A 21,292-nucleotide genomic window follows, 5' to 3' on the forward strand; every position below is an offset into this window, starting at 1 on the left:
ATACGTTTCTTTGTAAAAAAATTTACACAGAAACTGTTTTATTTGCTAATACTTGAACAATTGCTTCGATCGCCTGATCCAGCTCTGCTTTCTTCACATTCAGCGGAGGTAATAAACGAATGACATTCGGACCAGCTGGAAGCACCAGCAACCCTTGTTCTCTAAGAGCTGTGATATAGTCTCCGACTGGCTGATCACATTCAATACCTGCCATCAATCCTTTTCCACGCACTTCTTTTACGATATTCAGCTGTTTGACATTTTGCAGCTTTTCTAACAGGTAATCGCCCTTTTCTTTGACTTCTGTAAGAAACTCTTCTTTGAAAATCACATCGAGTGTCGCATTCACAGCCGCCATGGCGAGCATGTTTCCACCAAATGTTGTGCCATGTGAACCTGGGGAGAATGCATCTCCTAACGCTTTTTTCCCTATGACTGCACCGACTGGAAAGCCGCTTCCTAACCCTTTTGCCGCAGAGATAATATCAGGATCAAGACCCGTCTCTTCGTATGCAAATGCTGTTCCTGTTCGACCGATGCCCGTTTGAATTTCATCTACAATCAGCAGTGCTTCATGCTTTTTACAAAATGCTTGAACGGCTTCTAGAAATTCTGGTGTCGCTGGATTCACTCCACCTTCACCCTGCACAACCTCCAGCATCACCGCTGCCACATCATCGATTTCACACGCTGACATAGCGTCAGGATCATTAAACGGTACGTAGTGAAAGCCTTCTAGCATAGGACCAAAGCCAGTTTTGATTTTATCTTGACCTGTGGCAGCCATACCAGCATACGTGCGCCCATGGAAAGAGTGCAAAAATGTGATGATATTTGTTTTCCCTGTCGCTTTACGTGCTAATTTAATGGCACCTTCATTTGCCTCTGCCCCGCTATTGCAGAAAAACACGAGATCCCCTGAACTATTTGCTGCCAGCTTTTCTGCTGCTTTTTCTTGCAGTCCATTTTCAAATAGGTTCGATACATGCCAGACGTGGTCAAGCTGTTCCTTAATGGCTTCATTGACCTTTGGGTGATTGTGGCCTAAATTTGTAACCGCAATGCCTTGTATAAAGTCTAAATATGTTTTTCCATTTGTATCGACTGCCCAAGAACCTGCTGCCTCTTTAATTTCAACATTCCACCGTCCATAAGTTTGAAAGAGATGACTCACAGGACCGCCTCCTTTTGTTTCACAATTCTTGTTCCTTTAAAGGTTTCTCCTGTAAAGATACTGCCTTTGCCATTTACGATCATAACTTCATCCACATCACCTGATAAAGCACTCAATGCGGATTGTACTTTCGGAATCATTCCCCCGGAAATAATACCTTCATCAATGAGTGAAAGGGCTTCTTGTTCGGTGACGACATCTAATAGTTCACCATTTTTTAAAATGCCTTCAACATCTGTGACAAACATAAGCTTATCAGCCTTCATGGCTCCGGCGACAGCTGATGCTGCTAAATCGGCATTCACATTTAAGGTTTGGCATTCTTCCGTCATAGACAGCGGCGCAATCACAGGAATGAATTGTTTTTCCATGAGTGCTTCTGCCATCTCTGGATGAACTTCTTTGATTTCGCCAACGTACCCGTAAACGTCTTGATCTAGGAAATCGGCGACAAGCATCTGCCCATCTTTACCGGATACGCCGACAGATGAAATATCATGCTTTGCGAGCTCTGACACAAAGTATTTATTGACCGTTCCCGAGAGAACCATTTCGGCTACCTCTAACACAGGCTTCGTTGTTTTACGCTGCCCGTCAACAAATTCTGTTTTCACTTCTAATTTTTGCAGCATGCTGGTGATTTCAGGTCCTCCGCCATGCACGATAGCCAGTTTAAATCCAGCGGCTTGAAGTGAGCGGACATTTTCATAAAAGGTATCTGAAAGTTCTCGAATGACACTGCCTCCACACTTGAACACGATCGTTTTATTCATGTCTATCTCCTTCTTTATGTGCGATAGCTCGCGTTAATTTTCACATAATCATAGGTAAGGTCACAGCCCCATGCTGCTGCTTCACCATTCCCCTCACTCATTTGAATGAAAATCGTAATCTCATCCTTTTCTAGATATGCTTTTGCTTCCTTTTCTGAGAATGGCTGCGGTTCATTGTGTTTGAACAAACATTGTCCGCCTAAATAGACTTCTACCTCTTCCGGTGTGACGGAAGCTGCGCTATGACCAATGGCTCCAACGATTCGACCCCAGTTGGCATCCGTACCATATACGGCGGTTTTAACAAGACTTGAACCAACGATTTTTTTCGCAATGATGCCTGCTTCCAAGTTATTTTTAGCACCAGCGACTTTCGCTTCAATTAATTTGGTTGCGCCTTCTCCATCTCTCGCAATCTCTTTGGCTAAATCCTCACAAGCTAGTTTTAATCCTTCTTTAAACAATGGCCATTCTGGATGCTCTTCATTGAGTACATCGTTTTCTGCCATGCCATTTGCCATCACGAGCACCATATCGTTTGTCGAAGTTTCTCCATCGACTGTTATTTGATTAAAGGTCACATCCGTAATGTCACGAAGCGCTTGCTGTAAGGCTTCCTGTTCGACATTTGCATCTGTTGTGACAAAGCCAAGCATTGTCGCCATGTTCGGGTGAATCATGCCAGAGCCTTTTGCTGCGCCTGAAATGAGGATCTCTTTTCCGTCTATCGTAAGGGTGTATGTTGTATTTTTAATGACAGTATCTGTCGTTAAGATCGCTTCTTCGAAATGGCCTTTTTCGGCTTTTGCTTCTTTTAACTCGGCGATGCCCTTTTTGATTTTATCCATCTCCAGACATTCTCCAATGACACCAGTAGAAGAAACGGCAATGTAATCAGGAGCTACACCTAACATATCTGCACAGGCTGCCTGCATGTCGTATGCATCTTTTAATCCCTGTTCACCAGTACATGCATTGGCAATGGCACTATTGACAATGACACCTTTTAATTGTCCTGTCTTTTTTAAGCTTTGTTGTGTGACTTTGAGAGGCGCAGCTTGAAAGTGACTTTGTGTGTAGACCGCTGCACTTGCTGCTGGTACTTCGCTGACGATGAGGCCAAGGTCTTTTTTTGAATAGCGCAAGCCAATGTGAATCCCCTTTGCTTCAAAGCCTTTTGGTGATGATACGTCACCGTCTATTTTGACAATGCTTTTTTCATTCAATTCGATCATGTTTGTTGTCTCCCCTGTTCTCTTATGGATAAAGAGGTGTCATTGTGAGTCCCGCCTCTTCATGTAAGCCTTTGATAATGTTGAAGTTTTGAACCGCTTGGCCGGCCGCGCCTTTCATGAGATTGTCTATGACCGACACGATTGTAAGTCTTCCTGTTCGCTCATCTAAATGAAAGCCAATGTCACAGAAGTTACTGCCGTATACTTCTTTCGTTTGTGGATAAATTCCGTGATCTCTCACTCTGACAAAATAGGAATCTTCATAAAAGCCTTTCATTCGCTTCATCAATTCTTCTTTTGTGACATCTGATTTTAATTGTGTATACATCGTCGCCATAATTCCTCTTGTCATCGGGACAAGATGCGTTGAAAATGTGACGTTCGCCGTTTGCGGATTCCATTCTCTTAATATTTGCTCTATTTCTGGCGTATGCTGATGCTCATTCACCTTATAAATTTTAAAGTTATCGTTTAGTTCTGAAAAATGCGTGCCAAGTGAGGCAGATCGTCCGGCACCGGACACCCCTGTTTTTGCATCTATTATGATCATGGATTCATCGATGACATTCTGTTTGATGAGCGGTGCTAAACCGAGAAGAACTGCAGTAGGAAAGCAGCCCGGATTGGCAATCACTTCAGCCTGTTGAATTTTGTCACGATTCAGTTCGGATAAACCGTACACCGCTTGTTGAACAGATGCTTCATCCGCTGCCCTTCGTTTATACCAAGCTTCATAGGTTGCTCCATCTTGAATGCGCAAATCACCTGATAAATCAATGATCGGCACTCCTTGATTCATAAGCTTTGGCGTCAGTTCACTTGATACGCCTGCTGGTGTTGCTAAAAACACAGCATCTGTCTCTTGCACAATGGCAGCCGGGTCAATCGCTTTTAATGTTTGGTCAGTCATGTTTGTCAGATGCGGATAAGATTGACTGTATGATTGCCCATCACCACTTGATGAATACAATATACATTCCTCCACATGCGGGTGATGCTTGAAGATACGAACCAATTCCGCACCACCGTACCCTGTAGCACCTATAATACCTATTTTCAACGTCAATACACCCTCTTGATCTTTGTGAAATTATTTAACATTATAACATGTATAAAAATTAATTCAATTGTATATTTAATATTTGTTTTCATTTTTTTTCAACAAAAAAACCGCATATCTTCATGAGACATGCGGATTTATCTTTCGTTTTTGATATAGATGACCATGAGTGCACTGCATAAATATAATATGGAGCTTGCATAAAAAATGAAGTAAACGGTAAAGAAATCAGCAAACAGGCCGCCAAGCATAATGGCGATGGATGAAAAAAGGGCTGTCCAAAAATGATAGTGCCCGACTTCTTTCATTCTTTTGTTCTCTGTTGTCAGGTCAGTGACAAGCAGTTTCTCCCCGTGCTTTTGAAAGCCGCCCAGCGCACCAAGTGCAAGCTGAATGATATACACTTGCTCCACTTCTGTTATATGCGGAAAAAGCAGTAAAAGAAACGCCATACCGAACGAATGAATGATTAAAAAGAGCCGCCTGTCTGTGGTTTCTGGCAGTTTTCCTAGAAGTAAATGAATAAACGCACCGCTTAAACCAAACAGACCATAGGCGAGTCCAAACTGTGAATAGCTTGATCCAACATTTTTAATAAAAAGAATGTAAAAAGGGAAAATCAAACTGCTGGCGAAAAACAGCAGACTTTGTGAGTAGACGAACCATTTCATTGCTTTTGCATTCATTGTGTATTGTACCTCTCATAAAAGTAGTTGATAAATCTGCCATCTGGATCTGCTTGTTTTTTCTTTTGGAAGAATATATCGGTTTTAGGGTACGCCCGCTTCATTTGCTCCTTCGTTTGATAGGGCATGTACGGTAAGTAATAGCTTCCATCGTGCCGCAGCGTGATATCTGTCATTTTTCGAATGATCCGCTCTGCTTCCGCTTTCTCTTCTTTTTCAAACCCGTAATTCACTAAAAGCACAAGTGCAAACATATCTTGTTTCGCATATGAGAGATCCGCTTTTTCATTTTTTTGAACGTAGCGGATTGTGATATTCATTAAATTCAATTCTTCCTGTTGTAAAAAATCTCTCATCTCATCGATGTACGCACGAAAACGGTTAACTGGGACGAAATATTCCTGCAGCACATCTGTGTCTGAATCATTTTCATATTCCAAAAAGGCAGAATCAGAACGCATCACATTGTTTCTTGTGATCAGCTGATCATTTTGACTTAGGAAATATTTTTTTTGCAAATTCCAGAGCAGATCTTTCCCCATATCAAATCTCCTTGAAAGGCCGAGCATAAATTTCAATGGCAAGACGAGTTGATCTTCTTTCAGCTCTTGATATGATTCGATTTCTTGATTTGAAGAGAGGGAATAATTCGTCACATACATTTCTTTCAAAAAGTTTGTTTTTGCTGTGGAGATTCTGGCAAGATGCATGCGTACTTCTTTATTGTGTTTGACATGCTTTTGAAAATAATCCGTATACTCATCGTAATTGAGAGAGATTGTCTCCATTTTATATAATTCATCTTTTGTTAAAGATAGCTCAGCATCTAAAATGACACCGAACAATCCGTATCCCCCAATGACCGCAGAAAACAAATCATCACCTGGCTTTACTGTGACAATCTCACCATCTGCTTTTAACAGCCTAAAGGAACGTACCGTATCAATGAGTGACCCGTAGCGAATGTCACGTCCATGTGCGTTTGCACTTAAAGATCCGCCAATTGTAAAGATATTCTGCGATTGCATTACCTTCACAGCAAGACCGTATGGATTCACATATTTTTGTATATCATCCCATGTAGCACCGCTTTGAACTCGAATCGTTTTCTTCTTTGGATCAAACGCTAAAATCTGGCGGAATTCCGTCATATCGAGCACGATACCGTTTTCATAATACGTGTGGCCGCCCATGCTATGCTGTTTGCCAGCAATAGAAATCGGCAGGTGTTTTGCTTTTGCTTCTTTTAATACTTCTTTTAACGTGTCTATTTCTTTTCCTTGAACAACTTTTTTGATTTTGACAGGCATGAGATGACTGACATCTGTAAAAGTCTCAAGATCCTGTTTATTGTGTGTTTGACCTTCTCGTATAGTAAGTGATGCACAAAATGCAGCAGCATATACGATCAAAAGAACGATCCATCGCCATTTTCGTTTCATGATAGGTACTCCGTTCTATAAAATTACACCCATTATATCAAGCTATTCTCTTCCTCCACTTTAATTTTTCATAAAAAAACCTGGCATGAGTTCAACTCATACCAGGCATTTTTCATTTTTGCTTATTGAATACCGAGCGCAATTTTTGCGTATCTTGACATTTTGTCTCGTGTCCAAGGCGGATTCCATACGATGTGAACTTCTGTTTCTCTCACTTCCGGAAGATCACTTAATGCTTTTTTGACTTCATCCACGATAATTGGTGCAAGAGGACACCCCATTGATGTTAAGGTCATGGTGATATCCGCTTTTCCATTCTCATCAAGATCGACATCATAGACAAGCCCAAGGTTGACGATGTCGACATTTAGCTCAGGGTCAATCACCTGTTCTAGGGCGCCTAAAATATTTTCTTTCAATGCTTCATCCATGATATCCACTCCTTTTTCCATTAGTATAACGTACTTTTTCTTTTGACTAAACGTTTGTGCTTTTCAGATGTGTCACAAACCAGTCAATCGTTTCAAACATCGCTTGTCTTGAGACTTTATGGCCAGCTTGTCCATCAGTGATAAAACGAATCAGATGCGGATCCTGCTTATATTGTGTGGCCGCTAATTCATCATATAGAGATTTGGCGTGCCGGTAAGGGACTACAGGATCGTTTTCTGCATGCCAGAATAACAGCGGTCTTTTGTTTAATCGATCCGTTTGCAGCGTTAAATCATATGGGCGCAGGGCGTCTAATTGCAGATGAACCTCTTCGTCTGTAATGTCTTTCATCAACCCTTTGTGACGCATGTCCATGATTTGTGCTTTTAGAAACGTCGTATAGTTTGGACTTCCCATCAAGCTGACAGCGGCTTTGATCCAATCATGCTTGGCAAGTGCACCAAAGGTGGTGATGCCGCCCATGGATGTACCCGCAACGCCTATCAGATCGGCTTCAATCAATTGTTTTTCTTGAAAATATGTTTTGAGTATATCGATTTCACGAATTTCGTTCAGGACAATTTCCCAGAACTTTGATGCCAGTTCCTCTAAGCTGAGGTTTTCTGATCTTACACCATGATAAGCACAGTCAGGCAAAATGACTCTCATGCCTTTTTCCGCCAAATGGAAGGCGAAGTGTAAATTATGCTCGCGTGCACTAGTAAATCCGTGAATAAAAAAAACAAGCGGCAGCGGTTTGTCTTTATTTTCAGCTTTTACGATATGTAAAAATGGAATATCGCGCGTAATTTGCTCATCAATGGTGATCACAGCCTATGAATCCTCCTTTATCATTCCCGTCTTTGTTTATTTTAACATGTAGACAACAAAGATGTGATAAAGATACACTATAGATAGAGGCGCTAACATGAATTGCCTCCTATCACTTACAGATCAAAGGAGATTTTATGGAGACTAAACCTTATTTAATCGCACTTGACCTGGATGGCACATTATTAAAAGATGATAAAACCATTTCTGCGCATACACTTGACGTCATTCGAAAAGTGAGAGACAGCGGACATCACGTCTGTATATCAACAGGCCGGCCATTTCGATCCAGCTCTCCTTATTATCAGCAATTACAGCTTGATTCACCCATTGTGAATTTTAACGGAGCGTTTGTCCATCATCCTCTTGATGAAAAATGGGGCAGATTTCATACGTCACTTGATCTTCAAGTGGTCAAACAGCTTGTAGACATTAGTGAAGAATATAAAGTGCACAATGTGTTAGCTGAAGTGTTAGACGATTTGTATTTCCATTATCATGATGAAAAACTCATTGATATCTTTAATATGAATGCAAACAAAGTCACTGTTGGAGACCTTAGGGACAACCTTGGAGAGAATGTGACGAGCGTGTTAATCCATGCAAAAGAAGAGGACGTTGGAGCCATTCGAAGCTATTTATCAGATGTTCATGCAGAAGTGATTGATCACAGGCGCTGGGCTGCCCCGTGGCATGTGATTGAAATCATTAAAACAGGCATGAACAAAGCCGTTGGGCTGCAAAAGATCAGTGATTATTACGGCGTTCCTAAGGAGCGGATTGTGGCATTCGGAGATGAAGACAATGATTTAGAAATGCTTGAATTTGCTGGATGCGGTGTGGCAATGGGCAACGGAATTGATGCCGTGAAACGTGTCTCAAATGAAGTCACTGATACGAATGAACAAGATGGGATTGCAAAGTTTCTAACGAATTACTTCTCGCTTTAATTTTTCCATTCATACATAGCAGATGGAAGCGGGCATACTACCGTTAGACAGGTTGTCCTGTCAGCTTGTGTAAAGGGGCGGATTCCGAATGGGTAAAAGAAGCAAATCGAAACGCTTTATACAACAAGGTAAAGATTCTGTCAGTCTTCATGACGCACGTTTTCCTTATCGTTCGACACTTGAAGAAGCTTCAGACAGAGGAAATATGAAGACTGATGCTTCTGGAGGTTCATTGTGAGAAACGAACTTTTTGATCAAGCCAAATCGTTTACTGAAGAAGCTCTTACTTCTTCATTTTCATCTGGGTTAGAGCGTCAGCAGGCAGTCAAACGAGCGAAAAATGCCGTATCGTCTGCATTTGCCAATTCGACAGATGCAGAAAGAAACCAGCTGCATACCTTCCAAGACTTGCTTGATGATCTCTAACATAAAAAAGCTGTCCACATTAGATGGACAGCTTTTTCTAATTCCTGCACTTATTTGACTTGGAACGTTTTCTTCTCCGTGATTTGTTTCAGCCCTTCTGCTTTTCCTTTAAATGTTACGACCGCTTCGTACGTTCCCGGCTTTACACCGTTTGACCATGTATCTTGAAAATCATAGGCTTCGCCTTTTTTCAGTACAAAAGTTTGGATGGCCTGTGTAAACATACGGTCTTTCGAATAGCGGTATTGTTCGTTTCCGTTTTCGTCATACACACTAAGCTCGAATTTTTGGCTTGTGTTAAAAGTAAATTCAATATCTCGATCTGATTCATTTTTCAGTGACATGTTAAATTGAACTGAAGAACCTTTCTGGACGGGGTCTACTGTGAGCTCAACTGTTTTTTCTCCCATTTGACCGGATACCTCCTTGTCTGGTTCATCCTTTTTTTGTTGTCCACAAGCGGCTAAAACCAATAGAATGAGAAGAAGCACAAACCCTTTTTTCATCTGCTACCCACCTTTTAATCTCGTCTGAAAAATCCAAGAATATTGGTTGTCTGCACAATATTTGTAAAGGCTTTTGGATCGACTTCTTTAATAATTTGTTCAAGTTCATACAGCTCATACCTTGTAATAACGATCACCATCATTTCCTTTTGCTCGTTGGTGAATGCGCCTTTTGCAGGTACAGTCGTAATGCCTCTGACCATTTTTCCATAAATGGCTTCTTTGATTTCATCTGCTTTCTTCGTGACAATCATCGCGGTCAGCTTCTCATGTCTTGTATGGATGGCATCAATGACCCTTGTTGTCACATATAATGTGACAAGGGTATATAATGCTTTCTCCCAACCTTGTAATAATCCTGCTGTAAAAATGATGATTCCATTTAAAATGAAGAAATACGTGCCAACTGGTTTATCCTTCCACTTCGCTAAAACCATAGCAACAATGTCGAGTCCGCCTGTTGATGCCCCGTATTTGAGCGTGATCCCAATTCCTACTGCGGATATGACACCGCCAAACACAGCATTTAATAAAATATCGTGGGAAACACTCGTTTCTGGTAAAATGCCAAGGAAAATGGTCGTCAGTGCAACACTGATGATGCTGTACAAAGTAAAGGAACGGCCAACTTTCATCCAGCCTAAAATGCCGACTGGAATGTTTAAAATAAATAATAGAATCCCTGTTGATACATAAAATGGCGCATATTGATCGATTAAGCTGGATAGCAGCTGGGCTACCCCTGTAAAACCGCTCGCATATACGTCAGCTGGGATTAAGAATAAATTCAGTCCAATCGCATTGAGTAATGCACCAATAACGACGACAATGAGTTTTTTTGCTTCTCCAATGAACATGTTGTCATTCCTCCACTTACCATTCTCTCTATGGTTTTCCCTAAAATTTAGAATTTGAACACGAAAAGATGATTTCTGTGATATAGTTAGGCTAAAAAGATGTAAAATATGGCTTATTTTTTTAGAAAGAAGGGATTTATATGACTGTTCATATCATAGCAGACAGTGCTGCTGATCTGCCTCTTTCTTATTATGATGAACATAACATAACGCTCATTCCGCTCCGCGTGTTGCTTGGCGAGCAGGAATTTGAGGATTTGATCACCATTGAACCAAAACAAGTATTTGATGCGATGAGACAAGGAGCCAGTCCAAAAACGTCACAGGCTTCACCAAACCGAATCAAGGAAGCTTTTGTTTCTGCCGCTCAAACCCATACATCTGCCATCTATGTCGCTTTTTCATCAGAGCTTTCTGGTACATACCAAACAGCTGTGATGATGGCAAACGAAGTGAAGGAAGAATACCCTGATTTTGATTTACGAATCATTGATTCTAAATGCGCTTCACTCGGCTATGGGCTTGCTGTCAAACACGCTCAATCACTTGCCATTGACGGAAATACAATACAAGAAATCGAAACGTCTGTAAAGCATTTTTGTGAATCTTTACAACATATTTTTACTGTAGACGATTTATCCTATTTAGCAAGAGGCGGAAGAATCAGTAAAGCGTCCGCATTTGTTGGCGGTTTGTTAAGCATTAAGCCCATTTTACATGTCGAAGATGGAAAACTCATCCCGCTTGAAAAAATCCGCGGACGTAAAAAGCTGCTGAAACGCATTATTGAACTAATGAAAGAACGCGGAACGGATTGGTCGAACCAAACTGTCGGTATTAGTCATGGTGATGATCCTGCACTGGCGGAAGACATGAAACAACTGATCGAAGCCGAATTTCATCCAAAGGAAATTGATATTCAGATCATCGGCGCCGCTGTTGGGTCCCATTCAGGACCTAGCACGCTTGCGATCTTTTTTACAGGCAAACGATCATAAAAAGCACCCTTCCCTGACACAACACGGGAAGGGTGCTTTTCTTATGAAAGTTTAAATCGCTGGACGGTTTCATTTAACCTCGCCGTCATACTCATCAATTCTTCGACCTGTTTGTTCATTTGATGGAACGATTGCAGCTGTTCATTGGCTGAGGCAGAAATTTCTTCGCTGCCAGCTGCTGTTTCTTCTACAACTGCACTAATATTTTCAATCGAGTGCAGCACTTGTCCGCCAAGTTCTGTTGATTGCATAATTTGGTCATTTAAGACCGCCATTTCTTGTTTAATATGCTGCGCTTTTGTTTCTATATCTTCAAAGGAGTGTGAGGTTTTGTCCATGGCATCCTGCTGCTGAAGTGAAAGCTTGACCCCTTCTTGAACAGTTTGACTAATGGATTGAATGCCTCTTTCAATATGACTGACCATATCGAAAATTTGTCTTGTTGCATTAGACGATTCATCGGCAAGCTTACGAATTTCATCTGCTACAACGGCAAAGCCTTTTCCAGCTTCGCCTGCTCTTGCCGCTTCAATGGCTGCGTTTAAGGAAAGCAGGTTTGTTTGGTCCGCAATGTCAGAAACCGTTTTGGCCATGGCCGAGATTCCGCTGGCGTATTGCGTGAATTCTCCTGCTGACTCTTCGATTTGTCTCGTTGCATGTGTATTTTTTTCAATCGCTTTTTTTGTTTCTGTTAACGTGTGCTTTCCGCTTTCTACTGCTTCAATGGCATCCTCTGTACTGCGGATGACCGTTTGTGAGCGTTCTGAATTTTTACGTCCATGCTGGTCCATTTTCTCAATCAAGCTGACGCCGTGCTGGAGATCTTCTGAAATCGCTTGTGACCCATTGGCCATTTCGTCTGTCGAAACAGATACTTGATTCGCAGACTCCATCATCTTTTTGTTTTCATCATTCAGGTGGATCGAGAATGTCTCTACTCGGCTTGAGACATTGCTGATTTCTTTAATCAGACTAATCAGCTGATCTGTCATTTGATTAAAGGATTCATTCAAGCCGCCGATTTCATCCTTACGCTGAATATCCATCCGCTCCACAGCAAGATTGCCTTCTGCGATCTGCTTTGCTCTGTAGGATAGTGATTTGATGGGGGTCACGATGGATCGCGTTAGTCCAATATTCAAAAAGACGGCAATGACAATCAGTGTGAGGGCTGAGACGAATGCACTTGTAATAATCCATTGCACATTGTCTGCTGCAGTCTCTAGATTTTGTTTGTACGCTTCTTCTGCCCTTTTATTCATCGTATGCACATCATTTAAAACGCCATCAATTCTTGCTGCCACACGTCTTGCATCCGAGGCGTTTTTTTCACCAATGGCATTGTTTGCTTCTTTGATCCACGTGTCATATTTTGAATTTAACCTTGTTAATGCCTCTTTGTTTATATTTCCTGCATGTTTGTTTAACGTTTGCAGTTGTTTTTTTGCTATAGAAATATCGTTTTGAACGATCTCTAGCTGTTCATCTGAGAGTGTCATTGAATAATTGGTCATGGCTTGCTCGACACTTTCAAAGCTTGCCTTCGTTTTTTGTACGTTTAATAAGGTTTGGACATCTGTCTCATTTGATGATTGGATCTTTGTCATGCTGACAATGATAAAGGTGATGACGCCGACTGCTAAAAGAAGTGAGATAAGTGAATTGAGTAAAATTTTGACGCGTAAGCTCATGATGCGCCTCCCTCTTCTTTTAGAAGCGTCTGTTTCAGACCATTTAATTTTTTAGTCAATGTCTCAGCATTTTTCAAAACCCGGATTTTTGCCATATCGATTCCATCATTGCTTAAGTCATAGACAACATGCCCACTTTTCATTTGATTGTTCTTCACGAGCTGTTCGCTGAATTGATAGACCACTTCATCGACTTTTTTCACCATAGACGAAATCACCGCTTTTTCAGCAGTATAGTACTGATCGCTGTCTACACCAATGGCATATTTACCCTGTGATTGCGCTTCTTTTAATACGCCGACACCTGAATAGCCGGCTGCAGCATATAAAACATCTGCTTTCTTTTTGATCATGTCTTTGGCTATTTTCCCGCCCTTGCCTGCATCACTAAATGTACCGGCATAGGTGGATAAGATCTTGATTTTTGGATTGACTGATTTGGCGCCTTTTTGAAATCCTTTTTCAAAACGATGAATGACATCTGCATCAACACCGCCCACAAATCCAATGACATCGCTTTTCGTTGTCATCGCAGCAAGTGCACCTGCTAAATAGCTGCCTTGCTCTTCTTTAAACGTCACAGAGGTCACATTTTTCAGCTCAGATACGGCATCGATCAGAAGGAACTGCTTCTTCGGATATTTCTTTGCGACTTTTTCTAGGTCTTCTTGCATACTGAAACCTACACCGATAATGAGATCATTACCATCTTTTACGAGCTCTGTCAGCCCTTTTTCATATGTATCAGTTTCTGCAATTTCTCTATAATCAAATTCAATGCCAAGCTCATCACGTGCTTTTTCTAATCCTTTAAATGATGAATCGTTAAATGATTGATCACCAAGACCATCATCTGTGAGCATAACGCCAATATGCTTCGCAGTTGATTTTGGCGCCCCCTCCTGTTGATTACTGCATGCGGCGAGCACCATAAGCATGGCTGCCATCAGAAGTAATGAAATCTTCACTTTCATCCAAAAACACACTCCTTTTATCTTCCTTACTCCTTTTTTATCGGATTTGAAGGGCGTTGTTTCAATGATATAGTGAAGGTTTTTCATGACTTTTTTCATAGAAAAAATCCATTATTTAAGACAAAAATAAAAAAGTGAGCAAATGCTCACTTTTTTTCGTATGTCCAGCCTTCTTTTTGGTAAACTAGATCATTTTTCATGAGATGACCTAGTGCTCGTTTAAAGGCTGCTTTGCTCATTTGAAATTTTTCGCGAATGTCTTCTGGATCACTTTTGTCTCCATAAGGCATAGCACCATTTCTTGTTCTCATATAGGTTAAAATTTCTTCTGCATCGACAGATAATGCATCCTGTTTTCTAGGAAGCAGAGAAACGTTTACAGTTCCATCCTCTTTCACTGCAATGACGCGTCCTGTAACAGTCGATCCTAATCTTGGCTCTTCCTTTCGTTCCGTGCGGTGAATAAACCCTCGCACGCCTGTATCTGTCAGCATAAAAGAACCTGTCGCAATTAAGCGATAGATTGTTCCAGTGATTTCTTTGTTCATTAAGGTTTCTGGTGCCTCAGTAAACAATTCACTGATCACATCTTCTGTGGCTGGTTTTGCGAACATTCTGCCGTAGCTTGTGACTTTCAGCATACAGTAGAGTTTGTCTCCTTTTTTCGGCCATGCTTCCTCAAAAGGCGGGAGGTGTTCTGTTGCCACAAGCGCATCCTTTGACAGTCCAACATCAACAAATGCGCCCATGTCTTCTACCACGTCCACGACTTCTACCCAGCCGTATGTATGTGCGTCTATTGTAGGTATTTTCATTGTGGCAGCGAGTCTTTCTTCATGATCTACATATAAGTAGACCTCTACTTCATCTCGGTCACCAATATCTTCTGTCATTTCACTGCGGTGTAAGAGGACCGAATCTTCACCGTCTGTCAAAAAGTAGCCGTATTCCATCTCGTTCTCTATTTGCAAGGTCAGTTGCTCACCTGGTCTCATGTTCTCTTCCTTCCTATCTGCCCATAAAAGAGCGTTCGTTCATCTTTTGATTCACTCTATTCTACTATACTTCTCCCCGCATGAACATCTCTAGTTCTGTTAGCTAAAGTGGACAAACTGGACACGATTTATACCGCAGCCGGCTGAACTCTTTGGCTCATCTCTTCGATAAAGTTTCTTCTTCTCCTATTGGCATGATAAAATAGACGCAATATCAATACTTGGAGGTCATGCGTGATGGCAAAAGAAAGCTCATTTGACATTGTATCAAAGGTTGAACTGCCTGAGGTGCAAAACGCTGTTCAAGCAGCACTAAAAGAAATTAAAAACCGTTATGATTTTAAAGGAAGTAAAAGTGATATTTCTCTCGAAAAAGAAGAGCTTGTTCTCATTTCTGATGATGACTTCAAACTTGAGCAGCTAAAAGATGTGCTTGTGACAAAGCTGATCAAACGAAATGTTCCAACTAAAAACATCGATTACGGAAAAACCGAGCATGCCCTAGGCGGTACAGTACGCCAGCGTGCGAAGCTGATCAGCGGGATTGATCAAGACAACGCCAAAAAGATCAACGCGCTCATCAAGCAGTCTGGCATCAAAGTGAAATCACAATTTCAGGATGACCAAGTGCGTGTGACAGGTAAAAATAAAGATGATTTACAAGAGGTTATTTCTCTTATGCGCAAGGCTGATTTGACGATTGATGTCCAATTTATAAATTTTCGATAAATTTCAAATTTTCCATTGATTATTTCTGCATTTTTCGTTACAGTTGATGGAAGTTCAATTCATTGACATGTTCATATCGCTTTCTTATCAAGAGAGGCAGAGGGACTGGCCCTGTGAAGCCTCAGCAACCGGTGTAGTAGAAATGTATTTTCTATGACCAAGGTGCTAAATCCAGCAAGCAACTGCTTGGAAGATAAGGAGAAGAATAACGATACAGCCAAAAAGTCTTCTTCTTATCAGAAGGCTTTTTTTGTTACATAGAAATAAGGAGGAATACAATGGGCTTATTACAAGATTTACAAAACCGCGTACTGATTGCTGACGGAGCGATGGGAACACTTTTATATTCTTACGGCATTGACCGCTGCTTTGAAGAATTAAATTTATCGAAAGAGGATGAAGTGAAACGCGTGCATGAGGCATATGTGCAGGCAGGCGCTGACATCATCCAAACGAACACTTACGGTGCGAATTATATTAAACTATCCCGCTACGGCTTAGAGGAAGAAACGAAACGCATCAATACAAAGGCTGTACAAATTGCAAAAGCAGCCGCAGGCTCTGCTTATGTACTCGGAACAATTGGCGGCATTCGAACGTTTAACAAAAATGCCTACTCTATAGAAGAAATCAAACGAAGCTTTAGAGAGCAGCTGTACATCCTATTAAATGAAGAGCCTGATGGATTATTGCTTGAAACATATTATGATATAGAAGAAGCGAAGGCTGTTCTCCAAATTGCCCGCAAAGAAACGACTCTTCCGATTGTCATGAACGTCTCTATGCATGAACAAGGCGTTTTGCAGGATGGTACCCCGCTGAAGGATGGTTTATCTGAGTTATCATCTCTTGGTGCAGATGTCGTCGGCATCAACTGCCGGCTGGGTCCTTATCACATGATTCAGGCACTCGAAGGCGTCCCACTTTTGGAAAATTCACATTTATCTGTCTATCCTAACAGCAGTCTCCCCTCTCTTGAAGCAGGCAGACTCGTCTATGATACAGATAACGATTATTTCCGAAAAAGTGCACTTGAATTTAGAAATCAGGGCGCACGCATTATCGGAGGCTGCTGCGGAACAACGCCTCAGCATATTAGCGCAATGGCTGAAGCGGTCAAAGATTTAGCACCGATCACTGAAAAAGAAGTGAAAGTGTTAAAAGAAGAAATCATTTCAATCCAAGATCAGCGTACTGAACCAGGTCTTGATGAGCTGGCTGTGAAAAAACGATCGATTATCGTAGAGCTTGATCCGCCGAAGAAGCTGAACTTCGAAAAATTTCTCGTCGCTGCAAATGAATTAAAAAGTGCAGGCATTGATGCATTAACGTTAGCCGATAATTCTCTTGCGACTCCGCGCATTAGCAATGTCGCTTGCGGCGCATTATTAAAGCAGCAACTCGATATGCGTTCTCTTGTTCATATCACATGCCGCGACCGTAATTTGATTGGGCTTCAATCTCATTTAATGGGGCTCGACACCCTTGGATTAACCGATATTTTAGCCATCACAGGCGATCCATCTAAAATTGGAGACTTCCCAGGTGCAACATCTGTGTATGATTTAACCTCCTTTGATTTGATTCGTCTCATCAAACAATTTAACGAAGGCCTTTCTTTCTCAGGAAAGCCCCTTGGCAAAAAGACCAATTTTTCAGTGGCAGGCGCGTTTAACCCAAATGTGCGCCATATTGATAAAGCGGTCAAACGTCTTGAGAAAAAAATTGAATACGGTGCTGATTATTTTATTTCACAGCCTGTTTATTCTGAGGAACAGCTTGTGAAAATTCATGAGGAGAGCCGCCACTTGGATAAACCGATTTACATCGGCATTATGCCGTTAACAAGCAGCCGAAATGCAGAGTTTATTCATCACGAAATTCCAGGCATCAAATTATCTGATTCTATTCGTGACATTATGGCTAAGGCTGGTGAAGATAAGGAAAAGCAGCGAGCAGAAGGCTTAGCAATTGCCCGCTCTTTATTAGATACAGCCTGCGAATTGTTTCATGGCATTTATTTAATTACTCCTTTCCTTCGATCAGATTTAACAGCAGAATTGACCACCTACATCCATCAGAAAGAAAAGGAGTCTAACATCCATGTCAACTATCACTGAACAGCTCAAGGAGCGCATCCTCGTCCTTGATGGTGCAATGGGCACAATGATTCAAAACGCCAACCTGACAGCAGAGGACTTTGGTGGAGAAGAGTATGAGGGCTGTAACGAGTATTTGAATGTGACAGCCCCTCACATCATCTCTCAGATCCATAGGGAGTACCTCGAAGCAAGTGCTGACCTCATTGAAACAAATACGTTCGGCGCGACAAAGCTCGTCCTTGACGAATATGGGCTTGGGCACCTTGCCTATGAACTCAATGTTCGAGCTGCGCAGCTGGCAAAGGCAGAAGCAGAGCGTTTCTCCACACCGGAAAAGCCTCGTTTTGTTGTAGGCGCAATGGGCCCAACAACGAAAACATTATCTGTAACAGGCGGCACAACCTTTAGTGAGCTCGTCAAAAACTATGAAGAGCAGGCCCGCGCTCTGATTGACGGAAAGTGTGATGCCCTTCTTTTAGAAACAAGCCAAGACATGCTGAATGTAAAAGCTGGATTCAAAGGAATTCAGGAAGCCTTTCAGCAGGCAGGCATTCAATTACCACTCATGGTATCAGGTACGATTGAACCGATGGGCACCACTCTTGCTGGTCAGGATATCGAAGCTTTTTATATCTCTCTTGAGCATATGAAACCAATCAGTGTGGGCCTTAACTGTGCGACTGGTCCAGAATTTATGACAGACCACATTCGCACGCTCTCCTCCATCGCAAAGTCAGCGGTGAGCTGCTATCCGAATGCTGGACTCCCAGATGAAGAAGGTCAATATCACGAATCCCCTGCTTCTCTTGCTAAGAAAATCGCCGCCTTTGCTAAGGAAGGCTGGTTAAATATCGTCGGCGGCTGCTGCGGAACGACACCTGCACATATTCAAGCATTGTCAGATGAAGTATGCACGCTTCAGCCGCGTCATATCACTCGCGAATCGCCGCAGCATACCGTATCAGGAATTGAGCCTCTTATTTATGAGGATTCGATGCGTCCTCTTTTTGTAGGCGAACGAACCAATGTCATTGGATCTCGCAAATTCAAACGGCTCATTGCGGAACAAAAGTTTGAAGAAGCAGCAGAAATTGCTCGTGCTCAAGTGAAAAATGGCGCTCACGTCGTTGATGTGTGTCTCGCCGATCCAGACCGTGATGAGGCAGCAGACATGGAAGGCTTTTTACAAGAAGCCATGAAAAAGGTCAAAGCCCCTTTTGTCATTGATTCAACCGATAAACACGTGATTGAAAAGGCACTCACCTATTCTCAAGGGAAAGCCATCATCAATTCTATTAACCTTGAGGATGGCGTGGAACGCTTTGAAGAGATTCTTCCTCTTGTGAAGCTATATGGCGGTGCACTTGTTGTTGGCACAATTGATGAAATAGGAATGGCGGTGACAGCAGAACGAAAGCTTGAAATTGCTGTACGTTCTCACGATTTACTAACAAAGAAATATGGTATTCCCGCAAGTGACATCATTTTTGATCCGCTTGTCTTTCCCGTAGGCACTGGAGACGAGCAATATATTGGCGCCGCTGAAGAAACGATCAAAGGCATTAAAATGATCAAGGAAACCCTGCCTGAGTGCCTCACCATTTTAGGCATCAGCAACGTATCTTTTGGACTTCCGCCTGTTGGCAGAGAAATCTTAAATGCCGTCTATTTGTATCATTGCGTGCAAGCAGGGCTTGACTATGCCATTGTCAATACAGAAAAGCTTGAACGCTTCGCTTCCATTCCAAAGGAAGAAATCAAACTAGCTGAAACCTTGCTTTATGAAACAAATGATCAAACACTGGCTGAATTCACCCAATTTTACCGCGGCAAAAAGAAAACGGAGAAAAAACCAAAGGTCTCCTTATCACTTGATGAAAGGCTGGCGCTCTACGTCGTCGAAGGAACGAAAGAAGGTCTCATCGATGATCTATCCCTTGCTTTGGAGCAATATGAATCGCCGCTTCATATCATCAATGGCCCGTTAATGCAGGGAATGGCTGAAGTTGGCCGTCTTTTTAATCAAAACGAACTGATTGTAGCCGAAGTGCTTCAATCGGCTGAGGTCATGAAAGCATCTGTTTCGTTTCTTGAGCAATATATGGAAAAGCAGCATGCGAGTGGGAAAGGAAAGATTCTACTTGCGACCGTAAAAGGAGATGTCCATGATATCGGGAAAAACCTTGTCGACATCATTTTGAGCAATAACGGCTTTCAAGTGGTCGACCTCGGCATCAAGGTGACACCTCAAACATTGATTGAAGCTGTGCAAAAGGAAAAACCAGATATGATTGGATTATCAGGCTTACTTGTAAAGTCCGCACAGCAAATGGTACTAACCGCTCAGGATTTACAAAAAGCCAATATTTCTGTTCCTATTTTGGTCGGCGGTGCTGCCCTTTCTCGTAAATTTACGAAAATGAAAATTTCGCCTCATTATGATGGACCTGTTCTTTATGCAAAAGATGCGATGGACGGACTGTCATTAGCCAATGAGTTAAAAGCGAATCCTCTTCAATTTCAAACAAAGCCGCAAGAGGAACCAGCGGCACCTTTCAAGGAGAAAGAAGGAAAGCAGCCGAAAGCTGTCATTGAATTACTAGAAAAACGAGCGGCCCTCCCGCAGGCACCGGTATTTACACCAGAAAATACCGCACGCCATTATGTAAGGGACATCGATTTGCATCATATTATGCCTTATGTGAATGAACAAATGCTCATTGGTCATCATCTCGGTTTAAAGGGAAAGGTCAAAACCTTATTAGCTGAACAGCACCCAAAAGCATTGGAATTAAAACAGCTTGTCACGGATCTTCTAAATGAAGGCAGAGAGAAAAACTGGTTTGCACCTGCATTTGTCTATCAATTCTTCCCTGCCAATTCACACGGAAATGATTTGCATATTTATGATCCCGAAGAGCCTGACCGCATCATTGAAACATTCCAATTCCCAAGGCAGGAGAAGCTTCCGTACCGCTCCATATCTGATTATGTACGGAAAAGTGATGAAAACGAGAAAGATTATATTGCCTTATTTGCCGTCACAGCCGGCGCGCGTATACGTGAAGTCGCGCAGCAATTTAAGCAGGAAGGGGATTATTTAAAAATGCATGCTGTCCAAGCTCTGGCGCTTGAGCTTGCAGAAGGATTAGCGGAAAGAACACACCAAGTGATTCGTGACAAATGGGGCTTTCCTGACCCAGTCGATTTCACAATGGACAAACGATTCCAGGCGAAATATCAAGGGCAGCGCTATTCCTTTGGTTATCCAGCGTGTCCAAATCTTGAGGACCAAGAAAAGCTCTTCAAGCTGCTTCAGCCCGAAAAAATCGGCATCCATCTGACAGAAGGATTCATGATGGAACCTGAAGCATCTGTTTCAGCGATCGTCGTTTCCCACCCTGAAGCTCGATATTTTAATGTTCATTAAT

Annotated in this window: 20 protein-coding genes and 1 riboswitch; of the genes, 7 read left to right on the forward strand and 13 right to left on the reverse strand. The window is 42.0% G+C overall.

All coding sequences use genetic code 11. The annotated features are described in order from the left end of the window. Positions 1 to 22: 22 nt before the first annotated feature. The 8 genes from NSS92_RS08920 to NSS92_RS08955 form a co-directional block, all read right to left on the reverse strand. Positions 23 to 1,174: an acetylornithine transaminase gene (locus NSS92_RS08920; protein ID WP_340867361.1), complete on the reverse strand. Its 1,152-nt coding sequence runs from the start codon at positions 1,172 to 1,174 to the stop codon at positions 23 to 25. Beyond that, complete coding sequence (gene argB, locus NSS92_RS08925; RefSeq protein WP_142944489.1) at positions 1,171 to 1,947, reverse strand: acetylglutamate kinase; 777 nt, start codon at positions 1,945 to 1,947, stop codon at positions 1,171 to 1,173. The genes NSS92_RS08920 and argB overlap by 4 nt, the downstream gene beginning before the upstream one ends. 14 nt (positions 1,948 to 1,961) lie before the next feature. Then, positions 1,962 to 3,182, reverse strand: a complete 1,221-nt coding sequence (gene argJ / locus NSS92_RS08930; protein WP_340867362.1) for a bifunctional ornithine acetyltransferase/N-acetylglutamate synthase — start codon at positions 3,180 to 3,182, stop codon at positions 1,962 to 1,964. A gap of 22 nt (positions 3,183 to 3,204) precedes the next feature. Further along, the gene (gene argC, locus NSS92_RS08935) at positions 3,205 to 4,242 is read right to left on the reverse strand and encodes an N-acetyl-gamma-glutamyl-phosphate reductase (RefSeq protein ID WP_185907576.1); all 1,038 of its coding nucleotides are present in this window, start codon (positions 4,240 to 4,242) and stop codon (positions 3,205 to 3,207) included. A 137-nt stretch (positions 4,243 to 4,379) separates the two neighbouring features. Continuing rightward, complete coding sequence (locus NSS92_RS08940; RefSeq protein ID WP_024426499.1) at positions 4,380 to 4,928, reverse strand: MFS transporter; 549 nt, start codon at positions 4,926 to 4,928, stop codon at positions 4,380 to 4,382. After that, on the reverse strand, positions 4,925 to 6,370 hold the full coding sequence (locus NSS92_RS08945) for an FAD-binding oxidoreductase (RefSeq protein ID WP_340867363.1): 1,446 nt from the start codon (positions 6,368 to 6,370) through the stop codon (positions 4,925 to 4,927). Before NSS92_RS08945 ends, NSS92_RS08940 begins: the two co-directional genes overlap by 4 nt. 122 nt (positions 6,371 to 6,492) lie before the next feature. Then, positions 6,493 to 6,801: a metal-sulfur cluster assembly factor gene (locus NSS92_RS08950; protein WP_340867364.1), complete on the reverse strand. Its 309-nt coding sequence runs from the start codon at positions 6,799 to 6,801 to the stop codon at positions 6,493 to 6,495. A 46-nt stretch (positions 6,802 to 6,847) separates the two neighbouring features. Then, positions 6,848 to 7,633, reverse strand: a complete 786-nt coding sequence (locus NSS92_RS08955; protein WP_024425067.1) for an alpha/beta fold hydrolase — start codon at positions 7,631 to 7,633, stop codon at positions 6,848 to 6,850. Between the two features lie 137 nt (positions 7,634 to 7,770). Here NSS92_RS08955 and NSS92_RS08960 point away from each other — a divergent pair, with 137 nt between their 5' ends. From NSS92_RS08960 to NSS92_RS08970, 3 genes are all read left to right on the forward strand, one after another. Further along, positions 7,771 to 8,583 (forward strand): Cof-type HAD-IIB family hydrolase, encoded by an 813-nt coding sequence (locus NSS92_RS08960; protein ID WP_048238455.1) that lies wholly within the window; start codon positions 7,771 to 7,773, stop codon positions 8,581 to 8,583. Between the two features lie 88 nt (positions 8,584 to 8,671). Further along, the gene (locus tag NSS92_RS08965; protein WP_024425069.1) at positions 8,672 to 8,821 is read left to right on the forward strand and encodes a hypothetical protein; all 150 of its coding nucleotides are present in this window, start codon (positions 8,672 to 8,674) and stop codon (positions 8,819 to 8,821) included. Continuing rightward, positions 8,818 to 9,009, forward strand: a complete 192-nt coding sequence (locus NSS92_RS08970) for a DUF3813 domain-containing protein (protein ID WP_024425070.1) — start codon at positions 8,818 to 8,820, stop codon at positions 9,007 to 9,009. The genes NSS92_RS08965 and NSS92_RS08970 overlap by 4 nt, the downstream gene beginning before the upstream one ends. A 50-nt stretch (positions 9,010 to 9,059) precedes the next feature. On the opposite strand, the gene NSS92_RS08975 is transcribed toward NSS92_RS08970, so the two are convergent. Together NSS92_RS08975 and NSS92_RS08980 are read right to left on the reverse strand one after the other, a co-directional pair. Then, complete coding sequence (locus NSS92_RS08975; RefSeq protein WP_267585998.1) at positions 9,060 to 9,515, reverse strand: BsuPI-related putative proteinase inhibitor; 456 nt, start codon at positions 9,513 to 9,515, stop codon at positions 9,060 to 9,062. 14 nt (positions 9,516 to 9,529) lie between these two features. Beyond that, a complete protein-coding gene (locus NSS92_RS08980) occupies positions 9,530 to 10,372 on the reverse strand; it encodes a YitT family protein (protein WP_024425072.1) in 843 nt (280 codons plus the stop codon). A gap of 140 nt (positions 10,373 to 10,512) precedes the next feature. Here NSS92_RS08980 and NSS92_RS08985 point away from each other — a divergent pair, with 140 nt between their 5' ends. Further along, entirely contained in the window at positions 10,513 to 11,370 is an 858-nt protein-coding gene (locus tag NSS92_RS08985) for a DegV family protein (RefSeq protein WP_267585997.1), read from the forward strand. A 41-nt stretch (positions 11,371 to 11,411) separates the two neighbouring features. Here NSS92_RS08985 and NSS92_RS08990 read toward each other — a convergent pair whose 3' ends face one another. The 3 genes from NSS92_RS08990 to NSS92_RS09000 all read right to left on the reverse strand — a co-directional run bounded on the left by NSS92_RS08990 (position 11,412) and on the right by NSS92_RS09000 (position 15,030). Further along, entirely contained in the window at positions 11,412 to 13,061 is a 1,650-nt protein-coding gene (locus NSS92_RS08990) for a methyl-accepting chemotaxis protein (RefSeq protein ID WP_340867365.1), read from the reverse strand. After that, entirely contained in the window at positions 13,058 to 14,035 is a 978-nt protein-coding gene (locus NSS92_RS08995) for a BMP family lipoprotein (protein ID WP_267585995.1), read from the reverse strand. The genes NSS92_RS08990 and NSS92_RS08995 overlap by 4 nt, the downstream gene beginning before the upstream one ends. Before the next feature lie 146 nt (positions 14,036 to 14,181). Beyond that, positions 14,182 to 15,030 (reverse strand): CvfB family protein, encoded by an 849-nt coding sequence (locus NSS92_RS09000; RefSeq protein ID WP_340867366.1) that lies wholly within the window; start codon positions 15,028 to 15,030, stop codon positions 14,182 to 14,184. 237 nt (positions 15,031 to 15,267) lie between these two features. On the opposite strand from NSS92_RS09000, the gene NSS92_RS09005 reads away from it, so the two are divergent. From NSS92_RS09005 to metH, 3 genes are all read left to right on the forward strand, one after another. Continuing rightward, a complete protein-coding gene (locus NSS92_RS09005; protein WP_340867367.1) occupies positions 15,268 to 15,759 on the forward strand; it encodes a YajQ family cyclic di-GMP-binding protein in 492 nt (163 codons plus the stop codon). Between the two features lie 81 nt (positions 15,760 to 15,840). Next, positions 15,841 to 15,959: riboswitch (SAM riboswitch) on the forward strand. A 78-nt stretch (positions 15,960 to 16,037) separates the two neighbouring features. Beyond that, entirely contained in the window at positions 16,038 to 17,879 is a 1,842-nt protein-coding gene (locus tag NSS92_RS09010; RefSeq protein WP_267585992.1) for a bifunctional homocysteine S-methyltransferase/methylenetetrahydrofolate reductase, read from the forward strand. Next, positions 17,863 to 21,291 (forward strand): methionine synthase, encoded by a 3,429-nt coding sequence (gene metH, locus NSS92_RS09015; protein ID WP_340867368.1) that lies wholly within the window; start codon positions 17,863 to 17,865, stop codon positions 21,289 to 21,291. The genes NSS92_RS09010 and metH overlap by 17 nt, the downstream gene beginning before the upstream one ends. The last annotated feature ends 1 nt before the right edge of the window (position 21,292 follow it).

It is taken from the genome of Bacillus sp. FSL M8-0166, assembly GCF_038008825.1.
GTDB lineage: Bacteria > Bacillota > Bacilli > Bacillales > Bacillaceae > Bacillus > Bacillus safensis.

Bases quoted from the DNA above. Each gene is read 5' to 3' on its own strand.
- NSS92_RS08990 (WP_340867365.1), bottom strand. From the start codon at position 13,061: ATGAGCTTACGCGTCAAAATTTTACTCAATTCACTTATCTCACTTCTT.
- NSS92_RS08995 (WP_267585995.1), bottom strand. From the start codon at position 14,035: ATGAAAGTGAAGATTTCATTACTTCTGATGGCAGCCATGCTTATGGTG.
- NSS92_RS09005 (WP_340867367.1), top strand. From the start codon at position 15,268: ATGGCAAAAGAAAGCTCATTTGACATTGTATCAAAGGTTGAACTGCCT.
- NSS92_RS09010 (WP_267585992.1), top strand. From the start codon at position 16,038: ATGGGCTTATTACAAGATTTACAAAACCGCGTACTGATTGCTGACGGA.
- NSS92_RS09000 (WP_340867366.1), bottom strand. From the start codon at position 15,030: ATGAGACCAGGTGAGCAACTGACCTTGCAAATAGAGAACGAGATGGAA.
- argB (WP_142944489.1), bottom strand. From the start codon at position 1,947: ATGAATAAAACGATCGTGTTCAAGTGTGGAGGCAGTGTCATTCGAGAA.
- NSS92_RS08980 (WP_024425072.1), bottom strand. From the start codon at position 10,372: ATGTTCATTGGAGAAGCAAAAAAACTCATTGTCGTCGTTATTGGTGCA.
- NSS92_RS08965 (WP_024425069.1), top strand. From the start codon at position 8,672: ATGGGTAAAAGAAGCAAATCGAAACGCTTTATACAACAAGGTAAAGAT.
- NSS92_RS08940 (WP_024426499.1), bottom strand. From the start codon at position 4,928: ATGAATGCAAAAGCAATGAAATGGTTCGTCTACTCACAAAGTCTGCTG.
- NSS92_RS08945 (WP_340867363.1), bottom strand. From the start codon at position 6,370: ATGAAACGAAAATGGCGATGGATCGTTCTTTTGATCGTATATGCTGCT.
- NSS92_RS08975 (WP_267585998.1), bottom strand. From the start codon at position 9,515: ATGAAAAAAGGGTTTGTGCTTCTTCTCATTCTATTGGTTTTAGCCGCT.
- NSS92_RS08985 (WP_267585997.1), top strand. From the start codon at position 10,513: ATGACTGTTCATATCATAGCAGACAGTGCTGCTGATCTGCCTCTTTCT.
- argJ (WP_340867362.1), bottom strand. From the start codon at position 3,182: ATGATCGAATTGAATGAAAAAAGCATTGTCAAAATAGACGGTGACGTA.
- NSS92_RS08950 (WP_340867364.1), bottom strand. From the start codon at position 6,801: ATGGATGAAGCATTGAAAGAAAATATTTTAGGCGCCCTAGAACAGGTG.
- metH (WP_340867368.1), top strand. From the start codon at position 17,863: ATGTCAACTATCACTGAACAGCTCAAGGAGCGCATCCTCGTCCTTGAT.
- NSS92_RS08960 (WP_048238455.1), top strand. From the start codon at position 7,771: ATGGAGACTAAACCTTATTTAATCGCACTTGACCTGGATGGCACATTA.